The 22371-nt window shown below is 73.8% G+C and carries 21 protein-coding genes; 13 read left to right on the top strand and 8 right to left on the bottom strand.

Annotated elements, in window-relative coordinates; all coding sequences use genetic code 11:
* Position 1 precedes the first annotated feature (1 nt).
* A complete protein-coding gene (locus ACFV4P_RS21995) occupies positions 2 to 1414 on the top strand; it encodes a condensation domain-containing protein (RefSeq protein ID WP_380473488.1) in 1413 nt (470 codons plus the stop codon).
* A 16-nt stretch (positions 1415 to 1430) separates the two neighbouring features.
* On the opposite strand, the gene ACFV4P_RS22000 is transcribed toward ACFV4P_RS21995, so the two are convergent.
* Positions 1431 to 3206, bottom strand: a complete 1776-nt coding sequence (locus tag ACFV4P_RS22000; protein ID WP_380473489.1) for an acetyl/propionyl/methylcrotonyl-CoA carboxylase subunit alpha — start codon at positions 3204 to 3206, stop codon at positions 1431 to 1433.
* A gap of 219 nt (positions 3207 to 3425) precedes the next feature.
* Positions 3426 to 4178 carry a hypothetical protein gene (locus ACFV4P_RS22005; protein ID WP_380473491.1) on the bottom strand — a complete coding sequence of 251 codons (753 nt, stop codon included), beginning with the start codon at positions 4176 to 4178 and terminating at the stop codon, positions 3426 to 3428.
* Between the two features lie 245 nt (positions 4179 to 4423).
* On the opposite strand from ACFV4P_RS22005, the gene ACFV4P_RS22010 reads away from it, so the two are divergent.
* Positions 4424 to 5185, top strand: a complete 762-nt coding sequence (locus ACFV4P_RS22010; protein WP_380473493.1) for a dienelactone hydrolase family protein — start codon at positions 4424 to 4426, stop codon at positions 5183 to 5185.
* A gap of 8 nt (positions 5186 to 5193) precedes the next feature.
* Here the strand turns inward: ACFV4P_RS22010 and ACFV4P_RS22015 are convergent, their stop codons facing one another.
* Both ACFV4P_RS22015 and mmpB read right to left on the bottom strand, forming a co-directional pair.
* Positions 5194 to 5805 carry a nucleoside triphosphate pyrophosphatase gene (locus ACFV4P_RS22015; protein ID WP_073808143.1) on the bottom strand — a complete coding sequence of 204 codons (612 nt, stop codon included), beginning with the start codon at positions 5803 to 5805 and terminating at the stop codon, positions 5194 to 5196.
* Positions 5806 to 5879: 74 nt separating this feature from the next.
* Positions 5880 to 6005, bottom strand: coding sequence for a morphogenic membrane protein MmpB (mmpB, locus tag ACFV4P_RS22020; RefSeq protein ID WP_380473495.1), 126 nt, complete (start codon positions 6003 to 6005; stop codon positions 5880 to 5882).
* 241 nt (positions 6006 to 6246) lie between these two features.
* On the opposite strand from mmpB, the gene ACFV4P_RS22025 reads away from it, so the two are divergent.
* Complete coding sequence (locus tag ACFV4P_RS22025) at positions 6247 to 6666, top strand: DoxX family protein (protein ID WP_380473497.1); 420 nt, start codon at positions 6247 to 6249, stop codon at positions 6664 to 6666.
* Positions 6667 to 6742: 76 nt separating this feature from the next.
* Here ACFV4P_RS22025 and ACFV4P_RS22030 read toward each other — a convergent pair whose 3' ends face one another.
* The 3 genes from ACFV4P_RS22030 to ACFV4P_RS22040 all read right to left on the bottom strand — a co-directional run bounded on the left by ACFV4P_RS22030 (position 6743) and on the right by ACFV4P_RS22040 (position 10891).
* Positions 6743 to 8503 (bottom strand): diguanylate cyclase domain-containing protein, encoded by a 1761-nt coding sequence (locus ACFV4P_RS22030; protein ID WP_380473499.1) that lies wholly within the window; start codon positions 8501 to 8503, stop codon positions 6743 to 6745.
* Between the two features lie 215 nt (positions 8504 to 8718).
* Positions 8719 to 9810: an adenylate/guanylate cyclase domain-containing protein gene (locus ACFV4P_RS22035; RefSeq protein WP_380473501.1), complete on the bottom strand. Its 1092-nt coding sequence runs from the start codon at positions 9808 to 9810 to the stop codon at positions 8719 to 8721.
* Positions 9811 to 9994: 184 nt separating this feature from the next.
* A complete protein-coding gene (locus tag ACFV4P_RS22040; protein WP_380473503.1) occupies positions 9995 to 10891 on the bottom strand; it encodes a biotin--[acetyl-CoA-carboxylase] ligase in 897 nt (298 codons plus the stop codon).
* A gap of 203 nt (positions 10892 to 11094) precedes the next feature.
* Between ACFV4P_RS22040 and ACFV4P_RS22045 the strand changes: the two genes are divergently transcribed.
* A complete protein-coding gene (locus tag ACFV4P_RS22045) occupies positions 11095 to 12684 on the top strand; it encodes an acyl-CoA carboxylase subunit beta (protein ID WP_380473505.1) in 1590 nt (529 codons plus the stop codon).
* 18 nt (positions 12685 to 12702) lie between these two features.
* Positions 12703 to 12903, top strand: coding sequence for an acyl-CoA carboxylase subunit epsilon (locus ACFV4P_RS22050; protein ID WP_380473507.1), 201 nt, complete (start codon positions 12703 to 12705; stop codon positions 12901 to 12903).
* Between the two features lie 5 nt (positions 12904 to 12908).
* Here ACFV4P_RS22050 and fdhD read toward each other — a convergent pair whose 3' ends face one another.
* A complete protein-coding gene (gene fdhD, locus ACFV4P_RS22055) occupies positions 12909 to 13739 on the bottom strand; it encodes a formate dehydrogenase accessory sulfurtransferase FdhD (protein WP_380473509.1) in 831 nt (276 codons plus the stop codon).
* Between the two features lie 130 nt (positions 13740 to 13869).
* Between fdhD and hutH the strand changes: the two genes are divergently transcribed.
* From hutH to ACFV4P_RS22095, 8 genes are all read left to right on the top strand, one after another.
* Entirely contained in the window at positions 13870 to 15438 is a 1569-nt protein-coding gene (gene hutH, locus ACFV4P_RS22060) for a histidine ammonia-lyase (RefSeq protein WP_380473511.1), read from the top strand.
* Positions 15439 to 15598: 160 nt separating this feature from the next.
* Positions 15599 to 16471 carry a MurR/RpiR family transcriptional regulator gene (locus ACFV4P_RS22065; protein ID WP_380473513.1) on the top strand — a complete coding sequence of 291 codons (873 nt, stop codon included), beginning with the start codon at positions 15599 to 15601 and terminating at the stop codon, positions 16469 to 16471.
* A gap of 105 nt (positions 16472 to 16576) precedes the next feature.
* Positions 16577 to 16918: a hypothetical protein gene (locus ACFV4P_RS22070; protein WP_380473515.1), complete on the top strand. Its 342-nt coding sequence runs from the start codon at positions 16577 to 16579 to the stop codon at positions 16916 to 16918.
* Positions 16919 to 16981: 63 nt separating this feature from the next.
* A complete protein-coding gene (locus ACFV4P_RS22075) occupies positions 16982 to 17551 on the top strand; it encodes a hypothetical protein (protein ID WP_380473517.1) in 570 nt (189 codons plus the stop codon).
* Between the two features lie 98 nt (positions 17552 to 17649).
* Positions 17650 to 17994 (top strand): SHOCT domain-containing protein, encoded by a 345-nt coding sequence (locus ACFV4P_RS22080; RefSeq protein ID WP_380473519.1) that lies wholly within the window; start codon positions 17650 to 17652, stop codon positions 17992 to 17994.
* A 107-nt stretch (positions 17995 to 18101) separates the two neighbouring features.
* The gene (hutU, locus tag ACFV4P_RS22085; RefSeq protein WP_380473521.1) at positions 18102 to 19769 is read left to right on the top strand and encodes a urocanate hydratase; all 1668 of its coding nucleotides are present in this window, start codon (positions 18102 to 18104) and stop codon (positions 19767 to 19769) included.
* 17 nt (positions 19770 to 19786) lie between these two features.
* Positions 19787 to 20974 carry an allantoate amidohydrolase gene (locus ACFV4P_RS22090; protein WP_380473601.1) on the top strand — a complete coding sequence of 396 codons (1188 nt, stop codon included), beginning with the start codon at positions 19787 to 19789 and terminating at the stop codon, positions 20972 to 20974.
* On the top strand, positions 20959 to 22311 hold the full coding sequence (locus tag ACFV4P_RS22095; protein ID WP_380473523.1) for a formimidoylglutamate deiminase: 1353 nt from the start codon (positions 20959 to 20961) through the stop codon (positions 22309 to 22311). Before ACFV4P_RS22090 ends, ACFV4P_RS22095 begins: the two co-directional genes overlap by 16 nt.
* The last annotated feature ends 60 nt before the right edge of the window (positions 22312 to 22371 follow it).

Genomic DNA, 22371 nt, shown 5'->3' on the forward strand with positions numbered 1-22371 from the left:
CATGAACGCATCGAGCGAACAGCCGGACAGCACAACGGAATTGACGGTGCGTGCGGCGCGCGGCGGGCGCGGCCCCGCGACCTGGGGACAGCGGGCCGTCCACGCCGCGCTGGTCGCGCTGGGCCCCGACGCGCCCCGGTACAACCTGCGGACGGCGGCGCCCGTCGAGCCGGGCCTGCCGCCGGAGACGGCGCTCCGCGCGTTCGCCGAACTGCTGCACCTGCACGACGCGTTGCGTACCCGGCTGGTCGAGGAGGACGGCGACCTGGTCCAGGACGTGGACGCGGGCGGGGTGCTGCCGGTCGCCGTGCTGCGCCGCGCGAGCGCCGAACTCGCCGCCGGGGCCGCGGCGGAGCTGCTCGCCCGGTTCGCCGCCCGCCCGTTCGACCTGCCGGGCGAGTGGCCGGTGCGGCTCGGTCTGGTGCTGGTGGACGGCCTGGTCCGGCAGGTGGTGCTGGTGCTGTCGCACACCGCCTCGGACGGCTGGGGGATGCGCCGCGCGGTCCGCGACCTGACGCTGCTGGCCGCCGGGCGGAGCGCCGACGACCTGCGCGCCGAACGGGCCTTCGCGCAGCCGCTGGAGGAGGCCGCCGAGCAGGACTCGCCGCGCGGCCGCCGCCGGGACGCCGCCGCCCGCCGGCACTGGCGGGACAGGCTGGGCTCCGGCCCGCGCGTCCAACTGCCGCGCCCGGACGGCGAACCGGACCCGGCGCGGCGCTTCCCGCTCGCGGTGCTGCGCTCGCCGGAGCTGGCCGCCGCGCTGCCGGTGGCCGCGGCCCGGCTGCGGACCGGCGACGCCACGGTGCTGCTGGCCGCCGCCGCCACCGAGCTGGGGCGGCTCGGCGGGCAGCGCGAGCTGCTGTTCCAGGTGGTGGTGGGCAACCGGTTCACCGGGCAGGCCGCGGAGGCCGTCACCACGCTCGCCCAGGAAGGGCTGTTCCATCTCCCCGAGCTGGCCGAGGAGTTCGCCGAGACCGTCCGCCGCTGCCAGGGCCCGGCGCTGGCCGCCTACCGCCACTCCGGCTACCACAAGCCGCGGTTGGACGCCGAGCTGGCGGCGCTGCGGGCCGGCGGCGCGGAGCTGGCCGACCACTCGGTGATCTGGAACGACACCCGGGACCCGCTGGCCGCTTCGATGCCCGACGGCATCGGCGAAGCCCCGCCGGTGGAACGGGAGTTGAGCTTCCCCGACACCTTCCCGGCCCGGCCCGGGGCGTCCGTCGCGGTGGACGTGGTGGCCGTCCCGGGCGCGATCGAGCTGCTGATGGTCGCCGACGGCGCGCTGCTGGACCGCGCGCGGATGGCTCGGTTCCTGTGCGGCGTCGAGCAGTTGGTGCTGGACGCCGCCGGGGCCGGACAGGCCTCCGTGGACGCCGACGGGCGGCGGGAATCCGTGGACTCCCGCCGCCCGTAGCAGTACTGGCGAGGACTCAGACGTCCTTGATCTCGCAGAGCGCGGCGCCGCTGGAGACCGACTGGCCGACCTCGGCCTTCAGGCCGACCACGGTGCCCGCCTTGTGGGCGTTCAGCGGCTGCTCCATCTTCATCGCCTCCAGGACCACGATCAGCTCGCCCTCGGCGACGACCTGGCCCTCCTCGACGGCGACCTTGACGATGGTGCCCTGCATCGGCGAGGCCAGGGTGTCGCCGGAGACCGCGGACGCGGCCTTCTTGGCGCCCACCCGGCGCTTCGCCTTGCCCGCCGACGCGCCCGCGGCCGGGGCCGAGGCGACGCCCAGCGAGGACGGCAGCGACACCTCGATGCGCTTGCCGCCGACCTCGACCACCACGGTCTCCCGGCCCTCGGGCTCCTCGCCGTCGCCGCCCGCACCGACGAACGCCGGGATGGTGTTGTCGAACTCGGTCTCGATCCAGCGGGTGAAGATCTGGAACGGGCCCTCGGAGCCGTGCACCTCGGGGGCGAACGCCGGGTCGGTGACCACGGCCTGGTGGAACGGGATGGCGGTGGCCATGCCCTCCACCTTGAACTCCTCCAGGGCACGCTTGGCGCGCTGCAGGGCCTGCTTGCGGTCGGTGCCGGTGACGATCAGCTTGGCGAGCAGCGAGTCCCAGGCGGGGCCGATCACCGAGCCGGACTCCACGCCGGCGTCCAGCCGGACACCCGGGCCGGACGGCGGGGCGAACAGCGTCACGGTGCCGGGCGCGGGCAGGAAGTTGCGGCCCGGGTCCTCGCCGTTGATCCGGAACTCGAACGAGTGACCGCGGATCTCCGGGTCGTCGTAGCCGAGCTCCTCGCCGTCGGCGATCCGGAACATCTCGCGGACCAGGTCGAGGCCGGTGACCTCTTCGGAGACCGGGTGCTCGACCTGCAGACGGGTGTTGACCTCCAGGAAGGAGATCAGGCCGTCCTGGGAGACCAGGAACTCACAGGTGCCGGCGCCGACGTAGCCCGCCTCGCGCAGGATCGCCTTGGACGCCCGGTACAGCTCGGCGTTCTGCTCGGCGGTCAGGAACGGCGCGGGGGCCTCCTCGACCAGCTTCTGGTGGCGGCGCTGCAGCGAGCAGTCACGGGTGGAGACGACCACCACGTTGCCGTGCCGGTCGGCCAGGCACTGGGTCTCCACGTGCCGCGGCTTGTCCAGGTACTGCTCGACGAAGCACTCGCCGCGGCCGAACGCGGCCACCGCCTCGCGCACCGCGGACTCGTACAGCTCCGGGATCTCCTCCAGCGTGCGGGCGACCTTCAGGCCGCGGCCGCCGCCGCCGAACGCCGCCTTGATGGCGACCGGCAGGCCGTGCTCGGACGCGAACGCGACCACCTCGTCGGCCCCGGACACCGGGTCGGCGGTGCCCGCGACCAGCGGGGCGCCCGCGCGCTGCGCCACGTGTCGGGCGGTGACCTTGTCGCCCAGGTCGCGGATCGCCTGCGGCGGCGGGCCGATCCAGGTCAGGCCGGCGTCGAGCACGGCCTGCGCGAAGTCGGCGTTCTCGGACAGGAAGCCGTAGCCGGGGTGGATCGCGTCCGCACCCGAGTCGGCGGCCGCCTTCAGGACCTTCGCGATGTCCAGGTAGCTGCTCGCGGGGGTGTCGCCGCCCAGCGCGTACGCCTCGTCGGCGGCCCGCACGTGCAGCGCGTCCCGGTCCGGCTCGGCGTACACGGCGACACTCGCGATACCGGCATCCCGGCACGCCCGGGCAACGCGGACAGCGATTTCGCCGCGATTGGCGATGAGCACCTTGCGCACTGTGGCTCCCTTCTCGAACCTCGTCGAGTCTATGGATTGGAGGGTGCTACCGGCGAGTAGTCCCTGGTGGTGAGCGTGCTCACACGCTCGGTGTTCCGACTTCCGTACGGGTGGCGGCGGTTGGCGACGCGCCGCAGGCCGCGGGCGCGCGGCGAGCCGCGCCGGGGTGCCCGGTGAGCCGGGCGGGCGGGGTGGCCTTCGCCACACCGGGGCATCGGGTCAAGCGTCCGCCGGCTGCGGCCGGGTGGTCGCTTCGGCGGTCACGTCCGCCTCGAACTCGACGACGTCCGGGCCGTACGCCCGGGCGTTGACCACCCGCAGCACCACCGCGAACGCCCCTTCCGGGCCGTGCCGGCGGGCCAGCGACCGGTGATGGGCGGCCAGGTACCGCACCGCCGCGTGGTTGGAGACCGCCGTCTGACCGGCGATCAGGAACACCGGCCGGCTGCCCGGCCGCAGGTGCACCCGGGCCAGCAGCGCGTACGCCGTCCCGCCCGGCTGCTCGGCGGACGTCCGGAACGCGAACTCGCGGTCCCCGACCAGCAGCGTGCGCACCGGGTGCCCGGCGGCGTCCGGCGGGGCGACGAACGCCGCGCCGGGCAGCCAGGACGCCAGGTGGGCGGCCGTCCGCTCGTTGCCGTCCGGGCCGCCGACGCAGAACTCGGTCTTGTCGCCGAGGCCTTGGCGCACCTCGTCGTGCGAGGTCAGCACCGTCCGGGCGCCGCACTCGCGGACCAGCGCGGCCAGTTCCATCAGCGCGTACACGTCGTCACGGGCCACGCTCTTCGGATCGGTCGTGCCCGCGTGCCGGTTGGAGACCAGCAGCGCCTCGCCGTCGGCCGGCAGTCCGAAGAACGCCCGCTCCCGCTCCAGGCGCCGCCGCCGGCGCAGCGTCTGCGCCAGCCAGCCCAGCCCGGCGCTGATCGCCGAAGCGACCAGGCCCAGCACGACGTTCAGCACACCATCGGTCATCTTCCGCTTCCCGTCGCCCCTTTCCGGTCCGGCTCGCCAGCCTAATGGCGGCCACCGGCCCGGGAGGTGGAACTGTGCGACAGATGTGCGGCCCCTGTTCTGTCCGATTCCGCACCTTGCGAACCGGAATCGCGTCACCCTTTTCGAGGGCCGGCATAACGGAATGGTTCAGACCATTGACCCGGATCGCGGCCGTCCATAGCGTCGCAGCCACCACCACAATCCGCAGAATTCACGGGGGAATCGTGAAGCGATCCATGCTGCCCGGCGCGCTCGCCGCCACCGCCCTGGTCCTCACCGCCTGCTCCAGCAGCGGGAGTTCGACCAAGGCGGCGCCCGCGGAGACACCCGCGCCGACGACCGGCGCCACGATCTACGGGTGCCTCACCCAAGAGCAGTCCAAGGGCGCGTTCACCCTCGACGCGGGCACGGCCGGCGGCAGCAGCCTGAAGGCCTACTACCGCGACTCGGACGCCGGCGGGGCGAAGACGGCGGTGATCTTCTCGCACCAGCTGAGCGGATCGCTGTGCGAATGGGCGCCGTACTTCGCCGACTTCACCAAGTCCGGGTACGCGGTGCTGGCCTTCACCTCCGAGAACGACGTCACCGAGGGCATCAAGGCCGCCGCCGGAAAGCTCAAGGAGAAGGGCGTCACCGGGCTCGCGCTGATCGGCGCCTCCAAGGGCGGCACCGCCTCGCTGGTCGCCGCCAACCAGCAGAACCCGCTGCCGGTCAAGGCCGTGGTCTCGCTCAGCGCGCCCGACGTGTTCCCGCTGTACAACGCGGCGGTCGCGGTCAAGTCGGTGAAGATCCCGACCTACTTCGCCGCGGAGGAGATGGACGCGCCGTTCAACGCCAACGCCAAGTCGCTGTACGAGGCCTCGGCGGCCGAGGACAAGCAGCTGAAGATCTACCCCGGCGTCAACCACGGCTCCCTGCTGCTCAAGGACGGCGCGCTGCCCGACGTCAAGGCCTACCTGGCCAAGCACGCCCCCGCGGCGGGCTGACCCGGGGATCAGGCCCAGAGGTCGGTGATGCGGACGTCGAGCTCGGCGAGCAGGCGGCGCAGCAGCGGCAGGGACAGGCCGATGACGTTGCCGGGGTCGCCGTCGATCCCCTCCACGAACGGTGCGGAGCGGCCGTCCAGGGTGAACGCCCCGGCCACGTGCAGCGGTTCGCCGGAGGCGACGTAGGCGGCGACCTCGGCGTCGTCCGGGGTGCCGAAGCGGACGGTGGTGGAGGCGGTGGCCTTCGCCTGCCGGCCGGTGGCGGTGTCGATCACGCAGTGGCCGGTGCGCAGCACGCCCGCGCGGCCGCGCATCGACTGCCAGCGCCGCACCGCCTCGTCGGCGTCGGCGGGCTTGCCGAGCGCCTCGCCGTCCAGCTCCAGCACGGAGTCGCAGCCGATCACCAGCGGCGGCTCGCCGGGCTCGCCGGACAGCTCGGCGGCGATCTTCTCGGCCTTCGCCACGGCCAGCACCAGCGCCAGTTCGCCGGGCGTCGGCGCGGACAGCGCGTCCTCGTCGACCCCGCTCACCCGGACCAGCGGGTCCAGGCCCGCCTGCCGCAGCAGGCCCAGCCGGGCGGGGGAGGCGGACGCGAGAACGAGCGGGCGACGAGCGGTCATGCCCTCAGCCTAGTGCCGCGGCAGGCGGCCTTCGCGCGACGGGGCGAAGGCCGCCTGCCGCGGTACTGGCCGGGCTACGCCAGCACCAGCGCCGTCGCGATCACGGTCAGCACCGCCATCACCACCGCGGTGCGACGCAGCCTGCGCTGCACCTCGCGGGCCTCGGGCGACGGCTCGTCACGGGGGTCTGACCAGAGCATTCGATCAGCCTGCAACGCGGACCGGGTGCGGCGCCTGAGTATCCGTACTCAGTCCCGGCGCGGGTGATAGTTCCGGTGCCTGCTTGACGCCGCGCCCCCGGGCCCCTCCAATGGACCCACTGACTTGTCCGGTTCATGATCGGTGCCGTGCGGGGCGCCGATCTCCCCCACGAACCGACGACACGTCAACGGTCGGGGCACGTACGGCAGACCACCCCACTGGTTCCGGCTGAGGAGATCCATGTCCGACCTCGTCACCACCGCAAGGGCCGCCACCGACGCGGCCCGCCCGCACCTCGTCGCGCTCTACCGGGTCATCACCGGCCTGCTCTTCGCCTGCCACGGCGCCGCCTCGCTGTTCGGGGTCCTCGGCGGGGCGCACGGCGGCGGCACCGTCCCGGCCGGCAGCTGGCCCGGCTGGTACGCCGCCGTGATCCAGCTCGTCTGCGGCCTGCTCGTCCTGCTCGGCATCGGCACCCGGACCGCCGCACTGGCCGCCTCCGGCTCGATGGCCTACGCCTACTTCAGCGTCCACCAGCAGACCGGGCTGTTCCCGCTGCAGAACGGCGGCGAGCCCGCCGTGCTGTTCTGCTGGGCGTTCCTGCTCATCGCCGCCGTGGGCCCCGGCAGCTTCGCACTCGGCAGCCGCCTCGCCCGCTGAGCGGGCGGGCGCGACACGCGGGCGCGACACGCAGGCGGGTGCGAGGACAGGGGCGCACCCGCCCGCTTGCCCGGCGTCAGGACGGCGGCGGGGAGCACGGCCCCGACAGGGCCACCGCCACCAGTGCCCGCAGCGCCGACGCGACCTGGCCGAGCGGCAGCGTGGAGTCGTCGGCGAACAGCTCCACCAGCCAGCCGCCCGCCGGGTTGGCGCCGCCCGCCGCGACCATCGCCCGGTACCCGGACACCACCATCACCGCCTCCTCCGCGGCGTCGTTGCCCGCCGCGCCGGCCCGCAGTGCGAACGCCCCGCCGGTCACCGCCCGGCCGGTCAACGGATAGTGCCGCAGGTCGAACACCGCGTCCGGGGCCTCGATCTGCGCCCGCTGGGTCTGCGCCCGTGCCGACGCCGGGCCGCCCGTCATCCGGTACACCGCGTGCCGCGAGGTGCGCATCAGCGGCGAACCCGGCGGCACGTACGACACCCACCAGCCCACCGCGTTCAGCAGCCGCGACGCGGTCTCCGCGACCACCGACAGCCGCCCCAAGGTGTCCGCCGGGTGCGCCACCACGCCCTGCACCCCGCCCTGGTCCAGCGCCGCCAGCACCGCCGCCAGCAACTGCCCCGGATCGGCGCTGTGCGCCGAACCCCGGAACCGCCGCCGGTCGCCGTTCGGCCGGCCGCCCGGCGCCCGCCGGCTGTCCGCGAGCTGCACCACCGGATCCGGCGCGAACCCCGGACCGTGGCCCCGCCCCGCCACCACCGGGTGCGCCGCCCGGGCCGCCTTCGCCCGGTACTGCGCGGCGTCCGCCAGCCGGAACAGCCGGTCCGCCGTGGTCACCGGGCCGATCGAGTCCCCGGTCGACGCGATCCCGCAGGCGACGCCCTCGCCGTCCGTCAACTCCAGTGCGCGGGTGCACAGTTCCTCCGCCACCGCGACCACCTCGTCCGCGGACCGGCCCTCCACGAGCAGGCAGAACTCGTCGCCGCCGAGCCGCGCCGCGAGACTGCCCGGCAGCTTCGCCGCGGCCAGCGACAGCTGGTGCGCGAACCGCTCCAGCAGCCGGTCGCCCATCTCGTGGCCCAGCTGGTCGTTGACCCGCTTCAACCCGTTCACGTCGCACACCACCAGCGAGACCACCACGCCGTCCCGGGTGTGCGCCTTCAACGCCTCCTCCAGCCGGGCGTCCACCGCGCGACGGTTCGCCAGGCCGGTCAGCGCGTCGGTGAACGCCAGCCTGCGCAGGTCGGCGACCCGCTCGGTCTGGGCGAGGCCGGCCGAGATCTGCGCCGCCAGCAGCGTCGCGTACTCGGCGTCGGCGTCCGTGAACACCGGCATGCCGATGCCGCGCGCCAGATACAGCTCGCCCCACGCCTGGCCGTGCAGCACGATCGGGGCGACCAGGCAGCAGCCGCGGCCGCGCCGCCGCAGGCCTGCGGCGCGCGAGCGGCAGAACGCGCCGGAGGCCGGGAGCGGATGACCGGCGTGCGGGCCGAGATCCTCCGCCGTCTGCACCCACGCCCGGGGGAGACGGCCGGTGGTCCAGTGCTCCTCCAGGTACGTGACGATCTCCGGGAAGTCCGCGACCGGGTACGACTCGTCCTCCGGAAGCTCCTCCTCGCCCGGCGCGAGGTCTCCGTGGTTCACCAGCACCCGCAGGCGGCCCGACTCGCGGTCCCACACCGAGACCGCCGCCATCGTCGCCCCCAGTGCGGACGTCGCCCGCGAGGCTGCCGCGCGAACCGCTTCCAGCGGGGTCAGCGCCCCGGCCATCGCCTGCGCGAGCTCCACCACCGCCTGCAACCGCGAGTCCGGCGCCGCCGCCTGGTCAGTCATCGTCGCCACATTCCCTCCCGCGGGCCGTTTCATCCAGCCTAGGGTGATGTGGGCGATTTGTGACGGCACCACCAGGGGCGCGGGAAACTGCGCGAAGGGGAACGCACCCGACGGAAAGATCGCGACGCGGGACAACGACCTGCACTTGATCGCGACCTTACGGACGTGACTTGCGCTTGTCGCGCAGTTCCCCGCGCCCCTGTCTTCGTGCTCGCTCAGGTGTTGGCGGTGGGGGTGCGGGTGAGGAGCCAGGGTTCGACCAGGCCGAGGCCGCGGACCGGGCGGCGCCACATGGGCTGGAGGTGGAAGCGGTGGCCGGGTGCAGGGGGCCCCTCGGGAAGCGTCGCGGTGCCGTTGTGTTCGAGGGCCGTCGCGAGTTCGCCGTCGACCAGGACGGCGTCCTTGGGGGCGATGGAGGTGAGGCGGGAGGCGAGGTTGACGGTGGTGCCGAAGACGTCGCCCATGCGGGAGGTGACGGTGCCGAAGGCCATGCCGACGCGGAGGGCGGGCATGTTGTCCTCCTTGGCGAGCGTCTCGACCAGGGAGAGGGCGATCTCGGCGACGGTGGCCGGGTCCTCGGAGACGAAGAGGATCTCGTCGCCGAGCGTCTTGACGACGCGTCCGCCCTGGCCGGCGATCAGGTCGGAGCAGGTGTTCTCGAAGCCCTCGACGAGTTCGCCGAGTTCCTCCTCCTCCAGGCGGCGGGAGAGCCGGGTGAAGCCGACCAGGTCGGCGAAGGCGACGGCGAGGCGGCCGGAGGTGGTCTCGGTGTCCTCGGCGGCCTGGACCACGCGGCCGGTGACGGCGGCGAGTTGGCGGCGCCAGACGTAGACGAGGAACTGTTCGAGCTCGGGGAGGAGCAGTTCGACCAGCGGGTAGGCGACGTCGGAGCGGGTCAGGCCGGGTTCGACGGGTTGGGTGAGGTTGTCGAGGAAGGTGTCCATCTGCCAGCCGGCGAGTCGCGCGGTGGTCTGGCCGGTGGAGCGGGCGACCTGGATCGCCATGGGTTCGCTGAGCAGCCCGGACTCGATCAGGCCGGCCAGGCGGCGCAGCGCGATCACGTCGTTGTCGTTGAGGGCGCGGGACTGGCCGATGTCGGGGAAGCCCATGGCGCGCCAGAAGCGGGTGGCGAGGTCCATCGGGACCTCGGCGGCGCGCGCGGCCTGGTACGGGGTGTACTTGCGCGGCGCGTCGAGGATGAGCCGCTCAAGGTCGGTGGCGACGGTGGTCTCGTCCGTCGCTTCGAGCGCGTCGGCGGGAGTGCCGTCGTTGCCGGAGCCCGTCGTGGCGCCGCCGTTGTCTGTCACCGGTCCGTCCCCGTGCGTTCGAGCACTTGTGTCTTGCCGTCCTCGGGGTTCGGGTACGCGACCACCGCAGGGGGTAGTGGCGAGCCTCACACCGCTGCCAGGTGGAATGTTCGCACGGAATCGCGTAATCCGGGGCATCCGCCCGACAGCCGGTCCGAGGGTTCCGGTGGGTGAGACCGGCCGGTCAGTTCTGCGGGCGGACGTGCACCACGTCGCCGGCGGCGACGGCGTGCCGGGTGCCGTCGGGGGTGCGGACCACCAGCCGGCCGTCGCCGTCGACGGCCACCGCTTCGCCCAGCAGTTCGCGGTCGCCGGGGAGTTGGACCTTGACGGGCCGGTTCAGGGTGGTGCAGCGGGCGGTGTACGCGGGCAGCAGGCCGCTGGCGTGCGGGTCGCCGGCGGCGGCCGTCCACTCGCCGTACAGTTCGGCGAACTCGCGCAGCAGGGCGCGCAGCAGGGTGGCCCGGTCGGTGGTCTCGGCGCCGGCCAGGGCGAGCGAGGTGGCGGTGGGGACGGGCAGTTCGGCCTGCCGGAGGGAGACGTTGAGGCCGAGGCCGGCGATCACGGCGCCGCCGGAGAGTTCGGTGAGGATGCCGCCGAGCTTGCGCTCCTGGCCGTCGACCTCGGCCTGGAGGTCGTTGGGCCACTTCAGGCCGGTGCGGACGCCGGCGATCCGGTCGAGGGTGGCGGAGACGGCGGTGCCGATCAGGATCGGCAGCCAGCCGTAGCGTTCCATCGGCACGCCCTGCGGGCGCAGCAGCACGGACAGGAAGAGCCCGGAGCGGGGCGGCGCGTTCCAGCGGCGGTCGAGCCGGCCGCGGGCGGCGTTCTGCGACTCGGCGACCAGGACGGCGCCCTCGGGTGCGCCGTCCTTGGCGCGGGCGGCCAGGTCGGAGTTGGTGGAGCCGGTCCCGCTCACCACATCGAGTGAGGTCCACAGGGCGCCGGGGCGCAGCAGGTCGAGCCGCAGGGCCGCCTCGTCGAGCGGCGGCCGGTCCAGGTCGGTCCAGGGGGACGGGCCGCCGTGGCCGAAGCCGCGCAGTCCGGAGCGGCGGGGGCGAGGGCTCTCGGGTGTGCTCACCCGGCCCACCCTATGGCGAAGGGCACCGGCCGCACGCCGCATCATCGTCCCGCAAATCGGGCAGTGGCACGATGTGTCGATGGCCATAGCCGCGGACGCCTCCGCGCTGGCTACGCTACGCAACGGTAGACCGCAGCGCCGCCCTGCCCGCAACCCTCCAACGCCCCGGGCCGGCGGCCGAGGACGCAGGGAGAGCCACCGCAATGGCCGAGGCACCGCACGACCCGCACACCACCGCCGGAAAGCTCGCCGACCTGCGCCGGCGGATCGACGAGGCGGTGCACTCCGGTTCCGCCGCCGCGGTCGAGAAGCAGCACGCCAAGGGCAAGCTGACCGCCCGTGAGCGGATCCTCGAACTGCTGGACGAGGACTCGTTCGTGGAGTTCGACGAGTTCGCCCGGCACCGCTCGACCAACTTCGGCCAGGAGAAGAACCGGCCGTACGGCGACGGCGTGGTCACCGGCTACGGCACCGTGGACGGCCGCCAGATCGCGGTGTTCGCTCAGGACTTCACGGTGTTCGGCGGTTCGCTGGGCGAGGTGTTCGGCGAGAAGATCGTCAAGGTGATGGACTTCGCGCTGAAGACCGGCTGCCCGATGATCGGCATCAACGACTCCGGCGGCGCGCGGATCCAGGAGGGCGTGGTCTCGCTCGGCCTGTACGGCGAGATCTTCCGCCGCAACGTGCACGCCTCGGGCGTGATCCCGCAGATCTCGCTGATCATGGGCCCGTGCGCGGGCGGCGCGGTGTACTCGCCGGCGGTCACCGACTTCGTGGTGATGGCCGACAAGACCTCGCACATGTTCATCACCGGCCCCGACGTGATCAAGACCGTCACCGGCGAGACCGTGGACATGGAGGAGCTGGGCGGCGCCCGCACCCACAACACGAAGTCCGGCAACGCGCACTACCTGGCCGCCGACGAGAAGGAGGCCATCGAGTACGTCAAGAGCCTGCTGTCGTACCTGCCGTCGAACAACCTCTCCGACCCGCCGGTCTACCCCGAGCAGGCGGACCTGTCGATCACCGACGAGGACCTCGAACTCGACGGCATCGTGCCGGACTCGGCGAACCAGCCGTACGACATCCGCCGGGTGATCGAGCACGTGCTGGACGACGGGGACTTCCTGGAGGTCCAGCCGCTGTACGCGGGCAACATCGTGATCGGCTTCGGCCGGGTCGAGGGCCACCCGGTGGGCGTGGTCGGCAACCAGCCGATGGACCTGGCGGGCTGCCTGGACATCGCGGCCAGCGAGAAGGCCGCCCGCTTCGTGCGCACCTGCGACGCGTTCAACATCCCGGTGCTGACCTTCGTCGACGTGCCCGGCTTCCTGCCCGGCACCGGCCAGGAGTGGGACGGCATCATCCGCCGCGGCGCGAAGCTGATCTTCGCCTACGCGGAGGCCACCGTCCCGCTGATCACCGTGATCACCCGCAAGGCGTTCGGCGGCGCGTACGACGTGATGGGCTCCAAGCACCTGGGCGCGGACATCAACCTGGCCTGGCCGACCGCGCAGATCGCGGTGATGGGCGCGCAGGGCGCGGTCAACATCCTGCACCGCCGGGAGATCGCCGCCGCCGAGGCCGAGGGCCGCGGCGAGGAGCGCCGGGCCGAGCTGCTCGCCTCGTACGAGGAGACCCTGCTCAACCCGTACCTGGCCGCCGAGCGCGGCTACGTCGACGCGGTCATCGCGCCCAGCGAGACCCGCCGGCACATCGTCCGCGGGCTGCGGGCGCTGCGCGGCAAGCGGGAGGCGCTGCCGCCGAAGAAGCACGGCAACATCCCGCTGTAGCAGAAGGGTTCACCCCGCATGACTCCGATTCAGGTGCTGCACGGGCAGCCGACCCCCGAGGAGCTGGCCACCGTCCTGGCGGTGGTCCAAGCCCGGGCCGCCGCCGGGGCCGCGTCGGCCTCCGCGAGCGGCCCGGCCACCGCGTGGACCAGCCGCACTCCCCGTCCCGTCCCCGCGCCCGGGCCGCACGCCTGGCGCACCAGCCTCTGGCCGCGCTGAGGATTTCACCCGTGCGGGTCGGCGACGATCCGGTCCGCACGGGTGTAGACGTTCGCGGTGCGTTCGCGCAGGAAGCCGACCAGGGTCAGGCCGAGCTCCTCGGCCAGGTCGACGGCGAGCGAGGACGGCGCGGAGACCGCCGCCAGCAGCGGCAGGCCGGCCAGGGCGGCCTTCTGGGTGAGTTCGAAGGACGCCCGGCCGGAGACCAGCAGGACGTGCCCGCGCAGCGGCAGCAGGCCCTCGCGCAGCGCCCAGCCGACCACCTTGTCGACCGCGTTGTGCCGGCCGACGTCCTCGCGGGCGCACAGCAGGGCGCCGTCGGCGGTGAACAGCGCGGCCGCGTGCAGGCCGCCGGTGCTCTCGAAGGCGCGCTGGGCGGCGCGCAGCCGCTCCGGCAGGGCGTACAGCACCTCCGGGTCGAGCGTCAGCGGGTCGGCGGAGACGTCCCAGCGGCTGCGGGTGCGCACCGCGTCCACGGTGTCGCGTCCGCACAGGCCGCAGGCGCTGGTGGTGAGCAGGTTGCGGTGCGCGGACAGCGCGGGGCGGGCGCCGCGGACGGTCGCGTCGACCACGTTGTAGGTGTTGGCGCCGTCCTCGTCGGCGCCCGCGCAGTAGCGCAGCGCGGCGAGCTCCTCGGTGGCGCCGACCAGGCCCTCGCCGACCAGGAAGCCCGCCACCAGGTCGAAGTCGTGCCCCGGGGTGCGCATGGTGACGGTCAGCGCCTCGCCGCCGATCCGGATCTCCAACGGCTCCTCCGCCGCCAGACTGTCCGGCCGAGCCCCCCGCTCCGCCCCCCGCAGCCGCACCACCCGCCGCCGTACCGTTGCCCGCGCCATCCGTGTCGCACCTCCGCGGGCCAGTCAACCAGAGCTCGGCGGCGCGCAGCCCGGGCCAGGCGCCCGGGACGCCGGACCGGTCGGCCGACAGTGCTTGTCAGATCTTCATTCACCTGGTGAGAATGTGCATATGGATATGCACAGGGTCGTCGTCCAGGTCGGCAAGGCCGACGTCAGCGCCGAGGATGTCCTCGCGGTCGCCCGGGGCGGGGCCAGGGTGGAGATCGGGCCGGACGCGCTCGCCGAGATGGCTGCCGCCCGGGCCCGGATCGACGCCCTCGCCGCCGAACCCCGGCCGGTGTACGGGGTCTCCACCGGCTTCGGCGCGCTGGCGGTGCGCCACATCAGCCCCGAACTGCGGGCCCAGCTCCAGCGTTCGCTGGTGCGTTCGCACGCCGCCGGCATGGGCCCGGTGGTGGAGACCGAGGTGGTCCGGGCACTGGTGTTCCTGCGGATGAAGACACTCGCCTCCGGCCGCACCGGCGTCCGCCCGCTGGTCGCCGAGACCATGGCCGCCCTGCTGAACGCCGGAATCACCCCCGTGGTGCGGGAGTTCGGCTCGCTCGGCTGCTCCGGCGACCTCGCCCCGCTGTCGCACTGTGCGCTCGTGCTGATGGGCGAGGGCACCGCGTTCGGCCCCGACGGCGTCGAGAAGGACGCCGCCGAGCTGCTCGCCGCCGCCGGCATCGCACCCGTCGAACTGCTGGAGAAGGAGGGCCTGGCCCTCATCAACGGCACCGACGGCATGCTCGGCATGCTGGTGATGGCCCTCGCCGACCTGCGCCGGCTCTACACCACCGCCGACATCACCGCCGCGATGACGCTGGAGGCGCTGCTCGGCACCGACAAGGTGCTCGCCCCCGAGCTGCACGCCCCGATCCGCCCGCACCCCGGGCAGGCCGCCGCCGCCGCCAACATGCTGGCCGTCCTGCGCGGCTCCGGCCTCACCGGCCACCACCAGGACGACGCGCCGCGGGTCCAGGACGCCTACTCGATCCGCTGCGCCCCGCAGGTGGCCGGCGCCGGCCGCGACACCCTGGCGCACGCCGCCCTGGTCGCCGACCGGGAGCTGGCCGCGTCCGTGGACAACCCGGTGGTGCTGCCCGACGGCCGGGTCGAGTCCAACGGCAACTTCCACGGCGCGCCCGTCGCCTACGTGCTGGACTTCCTGGCGATCGCCGCCGCCGACCTGGCCTCGATCTCCGAGCGCCGCACCGACCGGCTGCTCGACAAGGCCCGCTCGCACGGCCTGCCCGCGTTCCTCGCGGACGACCCGGGCGTCGACTCCGGTCTGATGATCGCCCAGTACACCCAGGCCGCACTGGTCAGCGAGAACAAGCGGCTCGCGGTGCCCGCCTCGGTGGACTCCATCCCGTCCTCGGCGATGCAGGAGGACCACGTCTCGATGGGCTGGTCCGCGGCCCGCAAGCTGCGCCAGTCGGTGGCCAACCTCGGCCGCGTGCTGGCCGTCGAACTCGTCGCCTCCGCACGGGCGTTGGAGATCCGGGAGCAGGCCGCCGAGGAGACCGGCGTGCTCGCCCCGGCGACCGCCGCCGCCGTCGCCGCCGCCCGTGCCGCCGGGGTCGGCGGGCCCGGCCGCGACCGCTACCTCTCCCCGGACCTGGAGGCCGCCGCCGCGCTGGTCGCCTCCGGCGCCCTGGTCGAGGCGGTTCAGCAGGTCACCGGCCCGCTGGCCTGACGATGTGACGATGTGTCGCAGGACGGGCGCGCCGGACTACTGTCCGAACGCGCCCGTCCCGGCTGGCGGAATGCCGTTGCCCACCAGTCGGGACTGCGCCACAGTCGTCCCACCGCCGAAGCCACCGGCGACCGCCCAACCGAGCGTGGAGGTACCCGAGATGACCGCCCTGGACGAGACCGGAACGACCGCCGGACCCTCCGCCCGGCTGCTCCAGCTCTTCGAGGGCCACCGGCTGACGCCCACCCAGCGGCGGATCGCCCACTCGCTGGTCCGGCACGCCACCGAGGCGCCGTTCCTCTCCAGCGTCGAGGTCGCCGAACTCGCCGGCGTCAGCCAGCCGTCCGTCACCCGCTTCGCCGTCGCCCTCGGCTACGACGGCTACCCGGCGCTGCGCAAGCAGCTGCGGGAACTCGGCGTCGGCGAGGCCGCCGCGCCCGAGAGCCACCACGACGTGGTCCGCAACCAGCACCAGCAGGCCGTCCTCGCCGAGATCGAACACCTGCGGCACCTCGCCGAACTGCTTGCCGACCCCGCGCCGATCGTCCGCGCCGCCCGGATCCTCGCCGCGTCCCGCCCACTGCCCGTGCTCGGCCTGCGCGCCGCGTCCGCCCAGGCCCGCGGCTTCTCCTACTTCGCCGCCAAGGTCCACCCCGACATCCGGCTGCTCGACGAGGGCGGCTCGATGCTCGCCGACCGCCTCGAACAGGCCGTCGCCGCCGGCGCCACCGCCCTGCTCTGCTTCGCGCTGCCCCGCTACCCGCGCGAACTCATGGACGCCCTCGCCGTCGCCCGCGACTGCGGACTGACCGTCCTCACCGTCGCCGACTCCACCTTCGCCCCGGTCGCCAAGCTCTCCGACGTGATGCTCCCCGCCGCCGTCGGCACCGGCCTGGTCTTCGACACCGCCTGCGCCCCGATGGTCCTCGGCCGGGTGCTGCTGCAGGCGATGTGCGACGAGATCCCCGACGCCGAAGCCCGCCTGGAAGCCATCGAGCAGTCCGCGACGGCCCGTCAACTGTTCCTGGACTGACACCCGTTGTTCCCCCAATGACACCTCTCCGCCGGGTTGACGACCGGCCGTGGGCGGGCATCTTCCTGGGTAGGGACGACGACAGCCTTGGACGGGGGAAGTCCAATGCCACCACCGATCCATCAGATGCGCCTCACCGGCCGGCTCGGCTCCGGCGCCGACGAATGGTCCTGCCCGCTCTGCGGCCGCCGCATCGCGCTGCGCCGCCCGCCGCACCCCGAACTGATCGTGCTCGACCCGGGCGACGAGAACGTCGTGCACATCGGCGTCCTGGAACCCGGTGACCCCGCCGCCGAGGAGGCCGCCGCCCGCTACGGCGTCGGCCCCGTCCAACACATCCCGCGCCCGCCCGCCCGGCCCGGAGAACCGACCCCGCAGCCCGACGCGGAGGACCGCCGCTGGCTCGCCGAGATCGGCATCGACTGGGACGGCGACGCAGCCGCCTGACGGCCGGCCGCCGCCCGGCCGCACGCTAGGGTGACGGGAGTTTCTCCCGGGGGGGGATTGATCATGCGCGTGTGGTCGGGCCGCTGCCTCGCGGCCGTCGGAGGGCTGGCGGTGGCCGCCGCGCTGTGGGGTGTGCGGGAGCGGCGCGAAGGCGGCCGGTCGGCGGTGGCCGACGCCTTCTCCCATCCGTCGCTGCTGTGCCTGGCGGCCGCGGGGCTGTTCCTGGTGGCGGTGGGGCTGGTGCGTGGGCGCGGGTCGGTGCCGGTGCTGTTCGTCGGGACGATCGCGGCGCTGGTCCTCGCCGCCGGACTGGCAGGCGGACCCGACCACCGCGTGACGAAGCGCGAGGCGGCGCCCGACGGCGCGGACCGGGCACTGCGGGTGCTCCGCAAGGGCGAGTTGGGCATGGAGGCGGAGAGCCAGGGCTGGTTCGTCCAGGTGGAGAACGGCTCCGGCTGGTCGGCCCGGCGGTGGACGGTGTTCTCCGAGGTCGGGAAGTGGGAGGGCGAGGGCGTGCTCACGTCCGCGACCTGGGACGGCCCCGACCGGATCGTCGTCACCACCGACGCCGACGTTCAGGTCTACGACGTCTCCGGCGGAGCCCCCGTGCTGCTCTCCACCACCCCGGCCTGACACCGCCCCCGCCCGACACCGCCGAGCACCGCCGTCGCAGGGCGAGGAGCAGACTGGAAGCGGCGCACCGTGCGGGTGCGCGGTGGCGGGTGATCGGGATGTATTGGCATCACGGGTACCACGGCGGCTGGTCGTGGGTGCTGCCCGGAATCACGTTCATGCTGTTCGTGCTGCTGGCGATCGTCGTGCTGGCCGCGCTCTGGCGGATGTTCTCGGCCGAGCGGAGGGGCGGGACGTCGGCGGGCGGGCCGCGGTGGGGGAACCCGCCGCAGGGCCGTGTCCCGGAGGCGGAGCGGCTGTTGGCCGAGCGGCTGGCCCGGGGCGAGATCGACGTCGACGAGTACCGGCACCGGCTGGCGGCGCTGCGCGGCGAGCACGGCGGCGGCAGTCCGCCGGGTGGATCGAGTGGATCGAGTGGGCCGGGGGATCCGGGGAAGAGCTGACGAAGGGGCGCCGACGCGGGTGCCCGAAACTCTGGTCAGCCCGATGCTGTTTGGATATATTCACTCTGCTTGATCGTGAATGAATCCATCCGCAAGGAGGCTGGTCCATGGCAGAGCAGGCGAGCGGCCCGCGTGAGGTGCGCGCGGCACGGGGCACCGGGCTGAGCACGCAGGGCTGGCAGCAGGAGGCCGCCCTGCGGATGCTGATGAACAACCTCGACCCGGAGGTCGCCGAGCACCCGTCCAAGCTGGTGGTCTACGGCGGCACCGGCAAGGCCGCCCGTGACTGGCGTTCCTTCGACGCCATGGTGAGGACCCTCCAGGGCCTCAAGCAGGACGAGACCATGCTCGTGCAGTCCGGCCGGCCGGTCGGCGTGATGCAGACCCACGAGTGGGCGCCCCGCGTGCTGATCGCCAACTCCAACCTGGTCGGCGACTGGGCGAACTGGGAGGAGTTCCGCCGCCTGGAGTCGCTCGGCCTCACCATGTACGGCCAGATGACCGCCGGTTCGTGGATCTACATCGGCACCCAGGGCATCCTCCAGGGCACCTACGAGACCTTCGCGGCCGTCGCCAACAAGCGCTTCAACGGGACGCTGGAAGGCACCATCACCCTCACCGCCGGCCTCGGCGGCATGGGCGGCGCCCAGCCGCTGGCCGTCACCATGAACGGCGGCGTGGCGATCTGCATCGACTGCGACCCGTCCCGGATCGCCCGCCGGATCGAGCACCGCTACCTCGACGTCGAGGCCACGAGCCTCGACCACGCGCTGCAACTCGCCACCGAGGCCCGCGACAAGCGGCAGCCGCTCTCCATCGGCCTGCTCGGCAACGCCGCCGACCTGCTCCCGCAGCTGCTCGCGATGGACGCCCCGATCGACATCGTCACCGACCAGACCAGCGCCCACGACCCGCTGGCCTACCTGCCGACCGGCGTCGCCTTCGACGACATGGCGACCTACGCGGCCGAGAAGCCCGCCGAGTTCACCCAGCGCGCCCGCGAGTCGATGGCCCGCCACGTGGAGGCCATGGTCGGCTTCCAGGACCGCGGCGCGGAGGTCTTCGACTACGGCAACTCGATCCGCGGCGAAGCCCAACTCGCCGGATACGACCGGGCGTTCGCCTTCCCCGGCTTCGTCCCCGCGTACATCCGGCCGCTGTTCTGCGAAGGCAAGGGCCCGTTCCGCTGGGCCGCGCTGTCCGGCGACCCGAAGGACATCCACAAGACCGACAAGGCCGTCCTCGACCTGTTCCCGGAGAACGAGTCGCTGCACCGCTGGATCAGGATGGCCCAGGAGAAGGTGCACTTCCAGGGCCTGCCCGCCCGGATCTGCTGGCTCGGCTACGGCGAGCGCGACAAGGCCGGCGAGCGGTTCAACGACATGGTGGCGTCCGGCGAGCTGTCCGCGCCGATCGTGATCGGCCGCGACCACCTGGACTGCGGCTCCGTCGCCTCCCCCTACCGGGAGACCGAGGCGATGCTCGACGGCTCCGACGCGATCGCCGACTGGCCGCTGCTCAACGCCATGGTCAACGTCGCCTCCGGCGCGTCCTGGGTGTCCATCCACCACGGCGGCGGCGTCGGCATCGGCCGCTCCATCCACGCCGGGCAGGTCACCGTCGCCGACGGCACCCCGCTGGCCGGCGAGAAAATCCGCCGCGTCCTCACCAACGACCCCGGCATGGGCGTCATCCGGCACGTGGACGCCGGCTACGACCGGGCCTCCGAGGTCGCCGCCGAGCGGGACGTGCGCGTGCCGATGGCCGAGCTGTGACCGAGGGCTTCGACGCGATGTGGGCGGAGCTGCTCCCCGTGGGCCGCTCCGCCTCCACCGGCGGCTACCGGCGGCACGCCTGGAACTCCGCCGACGCCGAGTGCCGGGCCTGGTTCGAGGAGCAGGCCCGGGCCCGCGGGCTGGCCTTCGAGACCGACCGCAACGGCAACCAGTGGGCCTGGCTCGGTGACCCGGCCGCCGGCGACGCGGTCGTCACCGGCTCGCACCTGGACTCGGTGCCCGACGGCGGCGCCTACGACGGCCCGCTCGGCGTGGTCTCCTCCTTCGCCGCCCTCGACGAACTCCGGTCGCGCGGAGCCGAGTTCACCCGCCCGCTGGCGATCGTCAACTTCGGGGACGAGGAGGGCGCCCGGTTCGGCGTCGCCTGCGTCGGCTCCCGGCTGGCCACCGGCGTGCTCGACCGGGACGCCGCGTACGCGCTGCGCGACGCCGACGGCGTACGGCTGCCCGACGCCATGGAACGCGCCGGGCACGACCCGGCGCTGATCGGGGCCGACCCCGAACTCCTCGGCCGGATCGGCGCGTTCGTCGAACTCCACGTCGAGCAGGGGCGTCACCTCGACGAGGGGCAGCCGGTCGGCGTGGCCGGCGCGATCTGGCCGCACGGCCGTTGGCGGTTCGACTTCCACGGCGAGGCCAACCACGCCGGCACCACCCGGCTCGTCGACCGCCGCGACCCGATGCTCACCTACGCCACCACGGTGCTCGCCGCCCGCAAGAAGGCCCGCCTCGCCGGGGCGCTCGCCACCTTCGGCAAGGTCGCCGTCGAACCCAACGGCACCAACGCGATCGCCTCGCTGGTCCGCGGCTGGCTCGACTCGCGGGCCGCCGACGAACGGACGCTGCGTGAACTGGTCGACGCCATCGAGCAGTCGGCGGTCGAACGGGGCGAACGCGACGGCGTGCGGGTGGAGCTGGTCCGCGAGTCGTACACGCCGGTGGTCGACTTCGACGGCCCGCTGCGCGACCGCCTCGCGGGACTGCTCGGCGCACCCGTCCTGCCCACCGGCGCGGGACACGACGCCGGAATCCTGGCGTCCGCCGTCCCGACCGCCATGCTGTTCGTGCGGAACCCCAGCGGCGTCTCGCACTCCCCGGCCGAGCACGCCGAGCAGGCCGACTGCCACGCCGGAGTCACCGCCCTCGCCGACGTACTGGAGGACCTCGCATGTCGCCCGTCGTGACGTACTGGGCCGAACACGCCTGGCTGCCGGGCGCCGACGGCCCCGCCGTCCGGCGCGACGTCCTGATCGCCGTCGGCCCCGGCGGCCGGATCGCCAAGGTCACCCCCGACAGCGGGCCCTGCCCCGCCGGGGCCGTCCGGCTCGCCGGGCTGGCCCTGCCCGGGCAGGCCAACGCGCACTCGCACGCCTTCCACCGGGCGCTGCGCGGCACCGTCCAGGTCGGCTCCGGGACGTTCTGGACCTGGCGCGACACCATGTACAAGGTCGCCTCCGCCCTCGACCCCGACAGCTACCTGGCGCTCGCCACCGCCGTGTACGCCGAGATGGCGCTGGCCGGCATCACCGCCGTCGGCGAGTTCCACTACCTGCACCACGCGCCCGGCGGCGTCCGGTACGCCAACCCGAACGTGATGGGCGAGGCGCTGATCGAGGCGGCGTCCCGGGCCGGGATCCGGATCACGCTGCTGGACACCTGCTACCTGTCCTCCGGGTTCGGCGCGGAGCCCACCCGGCAGCAGCTGCGCTTCTCCGACGGGGACGCCGAGGCCTGGGCCGAGCGGGCCTCCGCGCTGCCGGGGGCCGAGCACGCCCGGATCGGCGCCGCGGTGCACTCCGTGCGGGCCGTCCCCGCCGAGCAGTTGGGCGCCGTCGCGCACTGGGCCGCGATGCGGAAGGCCCCGCTGCACGTCCACCTCTCCGAACAGACCGCCGAGAACGACGCCTGCCTCGCCGCGCACGGCGTCACCCCGACCCGCCTCCTCGCCGACCACGGCGTGCTCGGGCCGCGCACCTCGGTCGTCCACGCGACACACCTCACCGACGAGGACGTGCGGCTGCTGTCCGACAGCACGACCGCGGTCTGCATGTGCCCGACGACCGAACGGGACCTCGCCGACGGCATCGGACCCGCCAGGCGGCTGGCCGCCGCGGGCTGCCCGATCACCCTCGGCAGCGACAGCCACGCCGTGATCGACCCGTTCGAGGAGGCCCGGGCGCTGGAACTCGACGAGCGGCTGCGGACCCGCACCCGGGGGCACTGGACGGCGAACGCGCTGCTCCGGGCGGGCACCGAGGACGGGCACGCGTCGCTGGGCTGGGACGGGGCGGGACGCATCGAGGCCGGGTTCCTGGCCGACTTCTGCGTGATCGCGCTCGACAGCGTGCGGACCGCCGGGCCGCCGCCGGAGCTGGGAGCGGAGATCGCGGTGTTCGCGGCGAGCGCGGCCGACGTGCGGCACGTCGTGGTGGGCGGGCGGCACGTCGTCGAGGACGGGGTGCACCGGCTCGTGCCGGACGTCGCGCGGGCGACGGCCGACGCGGTGGGCGCACTGCGGTAAGGCGTTCCCCGCGCCCCGGCCGGGGCGCGGGGGTTCAGTGGACTACGACCGGTCAAGGAC

This window comes from Kitasatospora sp. NPDC059795, assembly GCF_042732175.1.
In the GTDB taxonomy this organism is placed as follows: Bacteria; Actinomycetota; Actinomycetes; order Streptomycetales; family Streptomycetaceae; genus Kitasatospora.